The sequence below is a fragment of the Lacticaseibacillus jixianensis genome (assembly GCF_003946485.1).
Taxonomy (GTDB): Bacteria; Bacillota; Bacilli; order Lactobacillales; family Lactobacillaceae; genus Lacticaseibacillus; species Lacticaseibacillus jixianensis.
Genome location: NZ_RHOJ01000005.1, coordinates 114999 through 129117, shown reverse-complemented (window position 1 = coordinate 129117; position 14119 = coordinate 114999). Strand labels below are relative to the sequence as shown.

General features: G+C 50.2%; 10 protein-coding genes. 1 reads left to right on the top strand and 9 read right to left on the bottom strand.

Annotated features, from left to right (window positions below):
- Positions 1 to 67 precede the first annotated feature (67 nt).
- The 9 genes from EKM85_RS03945 to EKM85_RS03905 all read right to left on the bottom strand — a co-directional run bounded on the left by EKM85_RS03945 (position 68) and on the right by EKM85_RS03905 (position 12770).
- Positions 68 to 631: a hypothetical protein gene (locus tag EKM85_RS03945; RefSeq protein ID WP_125584967.1), complete on the bottom strand. Its 564-nt coding sequence runs from the start codon at positions 629 to 631 to the stop codon at positions 68 to 70.
- Positions 632 to 713: 82 nt separating this feature from the next.
- Positions 714 to 4268 (bottom strand): BREX-1 system adenine-specific DNA-methyltransferase PglX, encoded by a 3555-nt coding sequence (gene pglX, locus EKM85_RS03940; RefSeq protein WP_125584966.1) that lies wholly within the window; start codon positions 4266 to 4268, stop codon positions 714 to 716.
- 33 nt (positions 4269 to 4301) lie between these two features.
- Entirely contained in the window at positions 4302 to 7946 is a 3645-nt protein-coding gene (brxC, locus tag EKM85_RS03935) for a BREX system P-loop protein BrxC (RefSeq protein WP_125584965.1), read from the bottom strand.
- Positions 7936 to 8541 carry a DUF1788 domain-containing protein gene (locus EKM85_RS03930; protein WP_125584964.1) on the bottom strand — a complete coding sequence of 202 codons (606 nt, stop codon included), beginning with the start codon at positions 8539 to 8541 and terminating at the stop codon, positions 7936 to 7938. Before EKM85_RS03930 ends, brxC begins: the two co-directional genes overlap by 11 nt.
- Before the next feature lie 2 nt (positions 8542 to 8543).
- Positions 8544 to 9137: a DUF1819 family protein gene (locus tag EKM85_RS03925; protein WP_125584963.1), complete on the bottom strand. Its 594-nt coding sequence runs from the start codon at positions 9135 to 9137 to the stop codon at positions 8544 to 8546.
- A 236-nt stretch (positions 9138 to 9373) separates the two neighbouring features.
- Positions 9374 to 10546 (bottom strand): MalY/PatB family protein, encoded by a 1173-nt coding sequence (locus EKM85_RS03920; RefSeq protein ID WP_125584962.1) that lies wholly within the window; start codon positions 10544 to 10546, stop codon positions 9374 to 9376.
- The gene (locus EKM85_RS03915) at positions 10533 to 11132 is read right to left on the bottom strand and encodes a histidine phosphatase family protein (protein WP_125584961.1); all 600 of its coding nucleotides are present in this window, start codon (positions 11130 to 11132) and stop codon (positions 10533 to 10535) included. The genes EKM85_RS03920 and EKM85_RS03915 overlap by 14 nt, the downstream gene beginning before the upstream one ends.
- A 15-nt stretch (positions 11133 to 11147) precedes the next feature.
- Entirely contained in the window at positions 11148 to 11939 is a 792-nt protein-coding gene (locus EKM85_RS03910) for a Cof-type HAD-IIB family hydrolase (RefSeq protein WP_125584960.1), read from the bottom strand.
- 144 nt (positions 11940 to 12083) lie between these two features.
- Positions 12084 to 12770: a hypothetical protein gene (locus EKM85_RS03905; RefSeq protein WP_125584959.1), complete on the bottom strand. Its 687-nt coding sequence runs from the start codon at positions 12768 to 12770 to the stop codon at positions 12084 to 12086.
- A 311-nt stretch (positions 12771 to 13081) separates the two neighbouring features.
- Between EKM85_RS03905 and EKM85_RS03900 the strand changes: the two genes are divergently transcribed.
- On the top strand, positions 13082 to 14035 hold the full coding sequence (locus EKM85_RS03900) for a LacI family DNA-binding transcriptional regulator (protein ID WP_125584958.1): 954 nt from the start codon (positions 13082 to 13084) through the stop codon (positions 14033 to 14035).
- The last annotated feature ends 84 nt before the right edge of the window (positions 14036 to 14119 follow it).

Sequence of the window (14119 nt, the reverse complement as noted above, 5' to 3'; positions counted from 1 at the left end):
TAGTATACCTGTATTTTTTTGAGATTTCGAGTAAGTGTATTTAGTGTACTCAAAATCAAGTTCTGTTTCATATAAAAAGCTTAGGCAGGTTTTCACTGAGCGCGTTGACTTGCTTCAGAAAAAGCATTCTGTACAGTCGATCCATGTCCTCAGGCGCTTGGGTATTCCACGCCTGTTCAATTAGGCCACGTTCATCAGTTGTGTATTGACCGAGAGATTCTTCAAGACTGCGCGCTTCAACCATAATATCCGGCTCTGCTCGGCCCTCGATTGAGGAGAGCACGCGAACACCGGATGGCAAATAATCGTTAACTTCCATAAAGCGAATCGCGACGATTCGGTTGAACCAGGTATAAGCAGTCTGCTCAACAAAGTCTGAGAATGCTGATTGCCAATCCGAGGCTTGAGCGGCTGCTCTTAAATTTTTTACAATCTGTTGTCGCCGTTCAATGTCTTTGCCGACGACAGGCTCGGCATTGTTCGTGTAGAACTCAGCATTGTTCGAAGAACTTGGGAGCTTCTCACTTACACCTTCATCAGTGACGCCAATGCTGCCTAATTTTAAGCTGATTCCTTGAATTAGTTGGCGGCGCGCTGCGACCGCAAACTTATTGATTGCACGCTTGTCCATTATTCCACCCGTTTCGTTTACTCTTATTGCTATCTTATGCCTACAGAAAACGCACGGCAAAGGAAATGTCGTGCGTTACGCGTCACTTGATCGTACTCAGCAACTTTTCGCCAGCCTGAACTTTCTCATGGTTAACGAGAACCCCATCATCCAAATCAATTGCGATATGCATGTTAGCAACGTGTTGCAACTTCGCATCATACTTAACGATTTCATCAATTTGCTTATTTAGCTTGGTCAGCTGCTTTTCAATTCGACTTTTCTCTCTGGTTTGAGACTCTGTGTCACGCATCCGCTGAAGTTGCTCACGTGCGGACATATAAGCATCCTGTAGTGGGTGCAGATAGGCTGTCCGGACCATCGCCATCGTGTTGGCATCGTAACGGTGCAAATAGATCAACGCCTTGAAGCCGTCCTGCCTGCCTGAAGAAAACTCCCAATAGATCGGGCGCTTTTGGTATGTGGACAGATGGTCTTTCTTGTAAAAGTCATCTAAGAAATACTTACGAATCTGATCCTCAGGCGTCTCGCCTTTCTTGTCCAATGAGTCCGCGATGAAGCGAATATTTTCGTCTAAGTGTTCTGCTCCGAACGTAGCTGTTAGGAACTCCTTAAGCCTAAATATAATATCCCGCTCATCCCCGAAATATTCCTCATCCGTCAACAAGATCAGATTGTCTTTGTTCGGCTTATAGCTTTCATACTTGCTATCGTCCCAATCCCCACCAGCATAAGCAAGTCCAGGGGTATCTATTGAGTAACGACCAAACGTCACACCAATAAAGTACGAGAGAAATGATTTAATATCGCGTGGTCTATCGGCCCGTCGAACGGAGACGTCCTTATCTGCAACCTCAGGAGTTAGTTCATCGTTTAATTCGTACAAGTCGATGAAGATGCGATTTAGTTCTTCCTCATTTGACTTCAGCTGATCAAATCGATCTTGAGCCTCTTTCGACCACCGATTAAACGCTGCTTCCAACGTCCAATTTCGCTGATGCTCAACGATATGAGCCAAAAGGGGTGATAATGAAAAATCTCGACTAGTTTCATTCGAATCCCAGTCCGACATGGAAAAAGTCAGAGAAGTTTGAATTAACATCTGAACTGATGCAGGCTGCGGGATGCATCGAAGTGGAAGGTTTTGTATATCGCCTGCGCCTAAATTTATAGTCGGATTTAATATTTTTAATAAGAAATTAGCGACTGTCGAATTAAGAAAACCGAGCAGGCATTTATCTTGTACTGAAATAGGTTGAAATAAAAATATACTGTAACCACCTGAGCCGCTAATAGAACCTTCCGGAGAATATCGGAACGAGGGGTCACCAGAACTCACAGAGGACCATGTATAGGATGCATAGAAATAATATTCGGGAGATCTGTGACCTTTATTAGAAGAAATTCTATCATATCCTTCACGATCAAATCTCAATACATAATCCTGATTTCCATACCATTTTCTGTATTTTCCGCCTTTATTGAGGAGCGCAAATTTATACGGCTGTGGAAGATAGGCTCCATCGATACGACCGCCTTTCCATATGTCGATGTTCCTTGGTTCAAACCAAAGTCGGATAAGTGAACCGTTATCTCCTGAGACAACTCCTTTACGGGCGGGATATTTACTGCCAAGTGTATCTGTATCAGTCCAAAGACTAGCAACTGAATAATTTACCCAATAAGCAATCGGGCTGCCCGGAATTCTCCCAAAGTTCGCTTGGTTAGTTCGATAAAAATATGGTACTGTCGGATCTTGAATGGCCTCTAACGTCTTTTCTTGTTGAACCTGCATTCCTCCTGTGAATTCGGTAAGCCGAATGTAGGAGCCCTGCCAATCTGGTTCAGAGTGATGATTCTGTAAAATAAAGGAATCAATAGTCACAAATGCTTCATCGAAGAATGCATGTGTCTCCATTTGAATAAGACTTGATATGAAATAATGGTCCAAAATGTCTTGACGTAATGCCTGAAAGGTCTTAATGAACATCCAAACCATCGGTGTCATGTATGCCGCATATCCGTCTGGTTTAGTTAAATGAGCATTGATCCAGACGAACACGGAGAACAAATCGCCTGAATAGCCTTTGTAGTGTGTCTTAACATAGTCTTTTAGTGGCTTATCCATTTTGTTAAGGTATGGTGGATTAGTGACCACCACATCATACTTATCCTGGAGGAGATCCACAATATGCAGCATTCCTTGAATCTGTTCGCGGACCTCTTCTCCTTCAAACAAGCTAACATGACTGTTTTTCTGTGCTGACAGTTCAGAATATATCAGGTCCGTATTGTAATGATCTGCGATGTCAATAATAGACCCTAGGGACTTTGCCAGGGTGAATTGATCTCGGATGCGCAAGAGTTCGCTCTGAGCGTCAGGATTTAAGCCAAGCTGAGCAAGGATCTGATCGGTTAAATTACTTGAAGACTCAAACTCATATAGATTGAGGTGAATATCTCCGTCAAGAGCGTGTCTGTCATATTGACGCACCTTCATCATGATCGCAAAGTAAGCTAACTGAAAGGCTCGCTTATCGATCTCCAATCCAAACAAGTTCTCACTTGCAATGTTTCGAGCTGCCTCTCTCTTGGTGAAGCCTTGTTCTTGATAGATTTCCATCAATACGTCAAACGCATATACCAGTATATGACCAGAGCCCATTGCGTTGTCCAAAAACCGAAGCTTTGCGAGATCTATTGTCGTGGACACCTGATGAATTTTTTCAGGTACCAGGTATTTTAACTTTGCCGCAATGTTCGAACTGCTAAAATGCTCAAGGTAGTATCTACCTAGCGAATTATCAACCATATACCTGACCACCCAGTCAGTCGTAAATAACTGAGTCGCGGCAGGAATATCAGCCTCTTTTACAGCTCCTCCATTTAAATTGACCACCTGATTATGTGGCTCTTCGTTGTAATACTGGTATAGCCATCCAATAATTTCGACCTGACCCTCACCAGATTCTGTGAGATCGAAATCTGCCTCCGGAATATTGGTCACAAGCGCTTTAATGACACCACTATGATAGCTTGGTGTAAACAAAAGCCGCAGATAGTCCTTGGTAGGTTCAAAAAGGTTCGGCAAGTTTTTACTGAGGGCATTGACTTGCTTCAAAAACAGCATTTGGTAAAGCTTGTCCATTGAGGCTGGATCCTGATTTTCCCAAGCTTTATCAATGAGCGAGCGTTCAGCTGAACTGTAGCCACCAAGAGCATCTTCGATATCCCGAGCATCAGTCATAATATCAGGTTCAGAAGTGCCTCGTACGGACGACAAAACGCGGGTACCAGAGGGCAGATAGTCATTAACTTCCATGAAACGAAGCGCGATAACTCTGTTGAACCATGTATACGCCGCCTCTTCAACCAATTCGTAGAAAGCTTCAGACCAACTCTGGCTTCGACTCCTACGTTCAAGGCGGGCAATGATTGCCTTACGTCTGCCAATATCAGATCCTGTAAGCGGCTTGGTAGGATTCCCAGCATAAAATTCGGCAGCTGAGGTAGAACTTGGCAACCTTTCCTCGGCACCTTTATCAGTGATACTCAGCTGCTCCAAGCGAAGTTTCACGGCATCGACTAAACCCCTGCGCGCGGCAGTAGCAAATGTCTCGATTATTTTTTTATCCATGTAAACTCCCCAATTATACCAGTCACTTCAGAATCACAGATGGAAATCAATTGCATCCACGTCTTTGTCTCTCAATCTATCAGTCAACTGTTGCTTCAGTTGCTCAAGGTATCCATCAATGTCCTCAGACCTTTCAATATTCCATGTCTGCTTTACAGCGAGATCCCGCGGATGGATGTCCTTAATGTTTTTGACAGGACGCGGAGTTGTCGGTGCCACTGTGGGTGGCGTTACCACGTTCGTGGAGTCATCCCCACTCCTCGTTGAAGGGGTTGTTGAAGAGCTTGGTGTCGGACCAGGGTTCCGTTTGGCACTCTCAACTGCTGTATCGAGCTCCAGCTGGAAGTTTTGATACAACCTACGAGCAACATCGGCCTTCGCCCCCAGATCGTTTAGAACGCCAGCATCCTTCGCCTCTTGCAACGTTTGATCAATTTTTGTGCTAAATGGGACAAATGATTCCTGACTGAAATCTTCCCCAATCCCCGACCGATCCATCTTGTCCTTAGCCTGAGACCGATACGACTCGATTTCTTTCTTAACCTTATCAAGTTCTGCATCAAAAATCTCGTTGTATAAGGCATCAAATTGCGCATCAAGTGCCTTAATCTTCTGAATCGAGCTGGCAGCCTGATTAGACTTCAGCTGTTCACCAAGCTGGCCAACAACCGTTTCAAGTTCTGGACTGCTGATCTTGTCTTTGGAATGATCATAGATGGAAAGATCATTTAATCCAGCATCCCAAATATCTTGAGAGGCTTGATTGACGTAGAAGTCAGCAATCCCGCGCTCTTCGAAATCCTCGCGCCAGTCGAGCAGCTCATCATAGCGTCTGCTTAGAACCTCAAAAAACTGGTCAGAATCTTTCGCTGCATCTAACTCTTGAAGTAAATCAATCCCCTTTTGCAGCAGATCATGTCCAGGGTACCGCTGATCCTTAACTTCAAACTGCTTCAGGCTTTCATAATCACTGTTAATCTTCGGCTTCAGTTCCGAAACCAAGATTTCAGTATTGTCTGATGAGAAGGAATTTTTTTTGAAGACGCGACTTGCGACATCTCTTACCCGCTTAATTTCCACTGCTGTATGATCACGTTTAATCTGCAAGGCAATTTTTTCTGTGTATTGTTTTTTGGTCAGAAAATCCACAATCTGTTTAACGTTGAAGTCACCTGAAACTCGGCTAACCACTTCACCGTTGTAAGTCATCTTAATTTTGCCCGCTGAATAAAGACTCGCGATGATCCACTCGACATCCTCCTCAGTGTAACCGAACGGAATTTCGTGGAAGCGATCAATAACCCGTTTCAACGTGATGTGCGGATCCTTTTCTTGCTGCAACCATCCCGCGACAGCGTCGATGGCGTGGCGATTCTCTTGAGTCTCGACCATCTCATCAGCTTTAATGACCTGCAAAATATCCTTCTCGCTCTTCGCCGCCTCGATGTAGCTCAAATTACGGTAGGTGTCATCCACCACACTCTGAAGCCCTGCATCAAGTTGATTATCAAAATCGCGGTTTTTGTCTAGCTCATTGCCTCCGACATAGATCGTTGACTGATGAAGAGCGTCCACCGCTTTATTACGCGCAATATCCAGCAAGGAATTACGTTCAGCCGCGCGTGCATCAATGAGAGAACCGTAGCGGGGATCACTACTGTTTGCCCCACTCATGCGGAACTTACGGATCTTTTCTGCGCGTCGAATGTAACTGATGTAATCGTCCTGATCAGGTAATAGAACAACCACCTCAGTTGGAGCACCGGCGGAGTATAGGCGTGCCATACTATGATCACGCTTGTCAAGATTGAGGGTACTGAGTAACCGGATAGAAAGGGCGTTATTGGTCCGGCCTTGCGGTGTGTCATCAATATACTCGTTTAAGCTGAAGATATACCGCCCACTGAGCTTAGGATAGGCGTACTTTGGTGCAATCACTTTGTTATCAAACAGGAACTCTCCAAGTTTGCTAACTACTTCAGCATCAGAAACCTGCTGCTGTTCAATTTCCTGATTAATGTCCTGTTCGGTATCAGTCAAGAAGACATAGGTATCAAGATTTTTCTCGACCACCTGTTGACTGACCAATTTATTCAGTGCTTCCTGAACATTCTTAGTCAGTTCAATACGATCAACATCTGTGCTATCAATCATCAAGGTCACAATGTTATTCAGCGTTGCCTTGAAACTTGTCACATACTTCACCATGAACAGCGTCTTGAGCACTTGGATGGCAAACGGGTTGGTTTCCTTCTTAGGATTAATCACCTGATCATCCTCGCGAGCATGCTCAATCACAATCCGGTGGGTATGATCTAGAAACTGCTCTAGGCCTTCAAAGAACAGTGAAAATGGGATAAGGGCGCCAACATCACGATCTTCCATTCGCTCGGCTGACTCTTGAAAGATCGAGAGCATTGAGCGCTCCCCTTCAGAAAGGTGTTTACCTTCTGAACCGTGAGTCCGAATTGCTGTCAGAACCTGCTGCAGCAGGTTAAACTGGTACGGCACAAACGGGTAATTATTCGCAAAATTATCTGGTGAGTCGTACTTCAAGCGTTTCACGCCGTCTTGATCAAAATCGATGGCATTGTTAATGGCAGAACCGTTGGCGACATAGATACCCTTCAACTGATCCTGAACCTCAGGAGTCTTCGCCAATAACCGCTTTTTAATAACCTCATCGACATTGGCAGAACTTAAGGCAATCCGCGTCTTGAACCGACCCTGAATTTTCGAGAAGTCCTGGCCATTGACGTTCTTTGTGACATTGGCAATGTCCTGCTGAGAAGTGACCAAGACCCAGGCCTTACCCTTAACGATCCGGCCAAGTTCCTCGACGACGGTCTGCAAATTCAGCATTCGCTGTAAGCTATCCCCGACGAATTGACCGACCTCATCAACCAGGAACGCAACCCGATGACCAGTCTTCTGCACATAGTCATTAACTAACTCTGCAAAATCCTCAACGTTGATCTGATATGGCGCCTTCAGCTGATCGATGAACCCTTGCGCGTCGACCTGACTCATAAAGCCAATCGACACCAAGGCATCTCGAATCTTCCCCATGTTCAAGGCATAGTGATCACGGCCCTCTGTCCAATCGAGATGATTGGCCTCAATTTGACTGTAGGTCTGTTTGAATTCATCGTATTTATTTGTGGCAACCAGTTGACGCTCCAAGTCAGCAATCCATGGATTCTTATCGGAGAATCCTTGCATAGCGTTGAAGACCTGCAGGAAGACTTTGATGATGACATTATCGTCAGATTTGTCGCCGCTCATCGCTTTCGCGTCAATGTTAAATAGGACTACCTGAGTGTCTGATTCCGCGGCTGCGTGCATTTGATTCAGGGTCATTTGATCGTTAATCTTCCCATCGAAGTAATCCACTGCGTGCTTGCCATCAACGACACGATTCTCGAGTACATCAGCAATGACCTTCAGAAAATGAGATTTCCCAGAACCAAAGAAGCCAGAAATCCAGACCCCAATGTCATCAGTAGTACCAGTCAGGGAATCCTGATAGGCGGAAAAAAAGCGAGCAAACTGAGACTGCAGTTCGTTTGTCACAACGTACTCTTCCAGCTCTTGCTTAATATTGTCTTCCTGGCCAACCTTGATCACCCCTTGGATGTTACGGTCAATCGGCTTTGCGAATAAGTCCCTAATTTTCACTGTTATTCCACTCCATTCTTAACCCGAAAGCACGATAGTAATTATCATCTTCCAACTGACCGAACATTTTGAGACGCACTCCATCATAATAGCCAGGATAGAACATGACCACCGGGAACTTATCAATGACTTGATTCATGGTATTCAGGATCTTGTGCGAGCGCAACAGTGGAAAGATTTTGCCAACCCCAGTCAGGAAGATTATGGTAGACTTATCGTTCTCAACGGCCTGGCGAACATATTCAACGACCAAGTTGCGCTCGGAATCCATATCCAGGATATTGTTCATCTGTGTCACAACTTCTGCCATGCCATCTTCTCGCTCAATATTTTCAAAGCCTTCGCGATAGCCGAATCGATCAACAATCCCCATCATAATATCGAACAAGTCAAACACCTTAACATCTGCCCCAATCGTCGCTACCGTCGAAGACACAGCGATATTGGCCACATTCTCACGCACGATCAATTCATCCTTGGCATCGTAATCGAAGATATAGTAGCCCACCTCGTTTGACAAGCCATGGTTCTGCTGAAATGACGGTTGCGCAATTTTTTGCTTTAATTTCGCGAAATCTTGCTGTAAATCTCCCATAACTACCTCCCAGTCAACGCAGCAACATAATCCTGATGATTGGCAGCAACTAACGCATCCTCCAGTGCTGAGTCCAGCAAAGGTCTAGTCACCAACAACGTTGTCCCGTCCAATTTTGCTAATCCTGACTGTGTCAAATAATTGCGAAAACTCCCCCCCAGCCGTTGCACTGTCTCGTCCTGCCACTTTGCCGCAGCTTCATCCTCTGCTTGAATCTGACGAAAGAAAGCCTGAATTTCATAATCTTCAAGCTTCAGATCACCCAGCATCAACTCGTCTCGATAGGTCCTGAGAATAAAGGACTTAAATAACCGATTAGTATTCATCATCCCAATCAGGTTGATGAGACGCTGATTATCCGTGTCAGTCTTGAAAAACACGGTACAGATTTCTGGAGTCAACGATTGCACTCTTTCTGCAACCTCACTGTATAGGCTTTGCCGACGTGAGGTGGAGCTTAGCTTAAACCAATTTTCATCTAATATGTGATATTTGACCTGTTTCCATTGTTCACCATCACGTTGCCATTCCATCGCTTGCTTAAACTCATAGAACCAAAATGGAAACTTGACTGCCGCTGCGGAATAACCTGACATGATTTAGTCCTCTCTATTCATGACTTTATAACAATACTACCAGAATTGAAGGTATAGGAATGCTTCCAACTTAACGCTGATTTGATTCGATGCTATCTTGACGATCGCAATCCAAATATTCTGATATCATCACCTCATGAAAAGACGGCTTGTCCTTCAAACAAGCCGTTTCAAACAGAAAACCAGGATCAACTAAATACAGGCAGTCCACCTAATTAAAGAATACAGGAATTTTCTTATTCTTGCAGCGTCTTCACCGCCGCCCCCAGCCGCTTCAGTCCTTCCTCAACCTTGCTCCGCGGCGCCCCCAGGTTGAACCGCAGATGATTGGCGCCGCCGTTGCCGTAGACGCGCCCGTCCATGATCGCGACCTTCTGCCCGTGGATCATCTCGTCCTGCAGCTGCGGCATGGTGATGTCCAGCGGCGTGATGTCGATCCATGCCAGATAAGTGGCAGCCGGGATCTGGTAATCCAGCCCGAGTTCATCCTTCAGGTACTTTTGCAGGTAGGCGTAGTTGCCGTCGATGTAGTCGCAGAGCTGGTTGAGCCAGTCCTCCTGATGGGCGTAGGACTCGATGGTCGCGAGCATCCCCAGGTACGGCACGGAGGACAGCGCGCTGCGGTACTCGAGGCCGAACGTGAACTCCTCGCGGTCGCGGGCGTCCGGGATCAGCGCGTACGAGCAGCCGAGCGCGGTGACGTTGAAGGCCTTGCCCGCCGAGGAGATGACCGCCTTTTGCACGGTGAGCTGGTTGAAGTAGGCGGCCAGGGAGTGAACGACGGTGCCGCGGCGCACGACCCCCATGTGGATCTCGTCTGAAATGATGGCGACGTGGTAGGCGTTGCACAGCTCGACGATGCGCTGCATGGCCGCCCCCGACCAGGCAATGCCCAGCGGGTTGTGGGGGTTGCACAGCAGGAAGACGGCCGGGTGCTCACGGGCAAAGTAGGCGTCCAGCGCGGCCCAGTCAACGCCGTGGTTGATGTCGAACTCCAGCAGCAGACGGTTGTTTGAGGTCACTGTCTTAATGAAGGCGTCGTAGCACGGGCTGAAGGTCACGACCTTGTCGCCGGGCTTGCTGAATTGTTCAAGCAGCTTCGCCAGGGTAAAAATGACACTGGGGCTGTAGACGATGGCGTCCTGGTCGATGGCCACGTGGTAGCGGCGGTCAAACCAGCCGGCAATGGCGCCCTTAAACGCCGGGTTGTCCCAGTGGGTGTAGCCGAAGATGCCCTTTTCCGCCGCCTTCACCAGCACGGCGCGGACGCCGGGCGCGGTGGCAAAGTCCATGTCGGAAATGGTAAACGGCAAGAGGTTGGCAACGCCGAAGCGGTCCTGCACGTAATCCCACTGGTCCGAGTACGTCCCGTAACGATCGATCACGGTATCAAAATCATATTTTGTCATGGCAATCCTCCTGTTTCTGCGCCCAGGCAACGGGGTCGGCAACCTGCTCGAACGCGTAGGCGCCGTGGTCGTAGTCAAAAATCGCGATCCCGCAGTTCGGCAGTCGCCAGATCTTGTGCGAGGTGGTGTGCGAGCGAAGAAATGATGCCGTCGCGCCGGCGTGCGAGACCAATAGCACCTGCGCCCCATCTGGGGCAGCGGCCATCAGCCGGTCCACGGTCTGGCTCACGCGCTCAATCAAGGCAGCGTCAGTCTCCCCCCCGTAAGGCGCGAAGAAATCCCCGTAAGGCAGCTTTGGGTTCAAGTACTCCGGTTGGCCCTCAAACCGGCCAAAACTGTGTTCGCGCAGGCCTTTCTCCCGGGTGTACGGTAGGTCGCACGCCAGCTCCAGCGTGTCTGAAGCCCGCTCCGCCGTTGAGCAGTGCGCCTCCGTCAGCGTCACGTTGTGCGCCGCAAACCATTGTCGCGCCGTTTGGGCCTGGGCAACACCGCGGGCGGTCAGCGGTGAATCACACCAGCCCTGAATGCGGCCCAAGACGTTGAACAGGGTCTCACCATGGCGCATCAGATATAACTTTTTACTCACGATTCAAGTCCTCTTTTACTTCAGATAATCCTCAAGAAACGCGCAGACGCCGCTGGCATCGTTGTCGACCGGCGTCACGGCGGCGGCTGCGGCCAGCACCTCGGGATCCGCGTTCTTCATTGCGACACCCAGGCCGACTTCGCGGATCATTTCCAGGTCGTTGCCGCCATCCCCAAACGCCGCCATCTCACTGAGCGGGATGTTCAGCGCCTGCCCCAGTTCCGCCAGCCCCGCGGCCTTGTGGCGGCCAGGTTGGATGATGTCAATGTCCCCGTGCCCGGAGCTGGTCGGCACGGCAATGCCGGCGAAGGCCTCATTGTACTTGGCGAGGTACTCCTGGGTGCGCGCCGGCGGCATTTTGGTGGCGAACTTCAGGATCTGATCGTCCGGCGCGGCCAGCGTGTCCTGCAGCTGGAGGCGGTGGTAGTAGCGGCGCATCTCGTCAATGAACGCCGGGTCCTCACTGCGGCGAATGTGCGCGGTTTTCACCCCGCACGCGATGGCCGCCAGCACCGGATCGGCACTGAGGTAGCGCGTCAGCGTGGCCGTAGCTTCGGGACTGAAGGTGTGCACGGCGTAGGTCGTTTCGGCATCGCGAATGTAGGCGCCGTTTTCCGCCACGTAGATGGTGTCCGGGTAGTCCGTGAAGAATGAGCGCAGCTGGAAGTACTGGTTCCCGCTGGCGACCACGAAACGGATCCCGCGTTCGGTCATGCGCGCATGAACTTTCGCAAAGCGTGCCCGGTCATAATCCTGGTTTGAGTTGAGAAACGTGCCGTCCATATCGACGGCGATCAGTTTAATCATAAGCTCCTCCTATTGGTGACGGTTTCATCTCTTAATTGTAACAAACCCACCGGGCGGCGGCAGACATTTTCACCGGTGATGGTAGACAAAAACGCGGCTCGTCAGCGACCCGCGTTCCCTGTTTAATATTTAACTGGTCGCCACTCAGCAGTCGCCATCCCCGCCCGGCTGAAAGGTCGTCATGCGCACGCGCACCGGTGAATACAGACTGCAGTGGTCCTCCCAGCGGATCTCGAGTGACTGCACCGTCGTGGCCAGCCGTGCCCAAGTCTCCTCGCCGGCCGGGTCCTGAAGGAGATGCCAGTTCGCCAGGATGCGGTAATACCGCGTGCCATCGCTGGCGACGAAGTTGGGCAGGCGCACGCTCAGATCTGCATTTTGAAGGTTAAAGAGCACCGCCTCGATCGCCTCGGTCAGCACCTCGAACTGATCGCGGGCCTGATAGGCATAAGGCCGCCCCATCATCATCAGCACGAATGACGCCATGAGATCCGGGGCGTCGGTGCAGATGGCGCGGGCGATCGTGTAGCTGGTCCGGACGCCCCAGTGGCTAATGTCCCCGAGCTCACTGGGCGTAAAGTCCAGCATGCCGGTGAACCGAGTGCCCTCGCGGCTGGTCTTGACCTTCTGAACGATGTGCAGCGCTTCGGAGTTCAGCCTGCCTAGTGCCACCTCGGCCAGGGCGTGCACGGTGGCATAAGGCGAAGCTTGAAGCGCCACTCGACCGTCCTTTAGACGTGCGAGGTCGGCCTGGCTGATCCCGATCTCTTCGCCCAGGCGCCGAGCGGATAAATTATCCAATGCATACTGGGCCAGCTTCAATTCATTCATGACACGCCTCCAGCCATTTATTTTTTTATCATAGGTTATTTATTAGGCCGTGTAAAGACACTGCGGTGAAATAATTACTGGCCTAAACGAGCGATGCGATGGGGCTTAACCGCTACAGCAGTCACCCGGATCCGCCAGTCGCCGCACGGCAAAATGGCAAAATGGATCACCCCTTTAACGAACACAATTTGTTGTTAATAGCCTATCATTAACCGTCCCTTCTGCCTATTAAAGCGCATCGCGCACCTCCGATCGGCGCCGCGCATGTGCTACGATGACCATGCAGAGATTACAGAACGGAGGCAGCCTAAATGACGACGATTTACGATTTGGCAAGGGTCACCGGCATTTCTAAGTCGACGGTTTCCCGCGTGGTCAGCGGCCAGGGTTACGTGAGCGCGGCCAAGCGGCAGCGGATCCTCGCGGCCATGCGCGAGCTCCATTACATCCCGAATCAGCGGGCCAAGAACCTGCGCCGCCAGCGCACCAACACCATCGGCTTTCTGCTGCGGGAGTATTTTCCCCTCGCCGGCGAGTTCATGGATGTGTTCGTGCACGAGGCGGCCCGGTATGGCTTCACCGTGAACGTGTACTTTACCCAAAACGCGGAGACCGAGCGGCAGACCCTCGACCTGCTGGCGAGCGGCGCGCTGGATGCGGTGTTTATTCTGACCCGGATCAACGACTGGGACGTGATCAGTCGCTACACGCAGTTTGGCCCGATCGCGACTTGGCAGCGCGTCGATCGGCCCGATATCTATTCGAACTACCTCGACCACTACCCGCTCTACCTGAAGATCCTTGAGCAGCTTTACCGCGAGGGGCACCGGCAGATCGGCCACGTCCTTTCTGACCGCAGCAGTGCCAATACGCAGGCTCGCCTGCGCGCCATTGCGACCTTTCAGGCGCGGCACCCTGACGCGGCGATGACCTTCGTCTGTCATTTTGCCACGCAGCAAAATGCCGGCAAAACCGCCGCGAAGCGCTGGCTTGCCGCGGCCGCCCGGCCCCACGCTGTCGTGTTCTTCGCTGATTACGTCGCCGCCGAGTTTGTCGCGACGCTGCGCCGCGCTGGCGGCGCCTGCCCGCCTGACTGCACCGTAGTCAGCACCGACAACAGTGCGATCGCCAAGCTGACCGCGATCCGCACGATGGACTTGGGCTTTCGCAGTCAGGCCTGCAACGGCGTTCGCTACCTGGTCGGCCAGCTGACCGATCAGGAACTGGCGGCGGAGACGATCCGGCCGCACTGGGTCAAGGCATGAAGCCCCTGCCCAAAACTTTTTAGGTGAAAACGCTTGACATGGGATTAATCCCACACTTTATCCTACAGTTGTTCAGAACCCTAC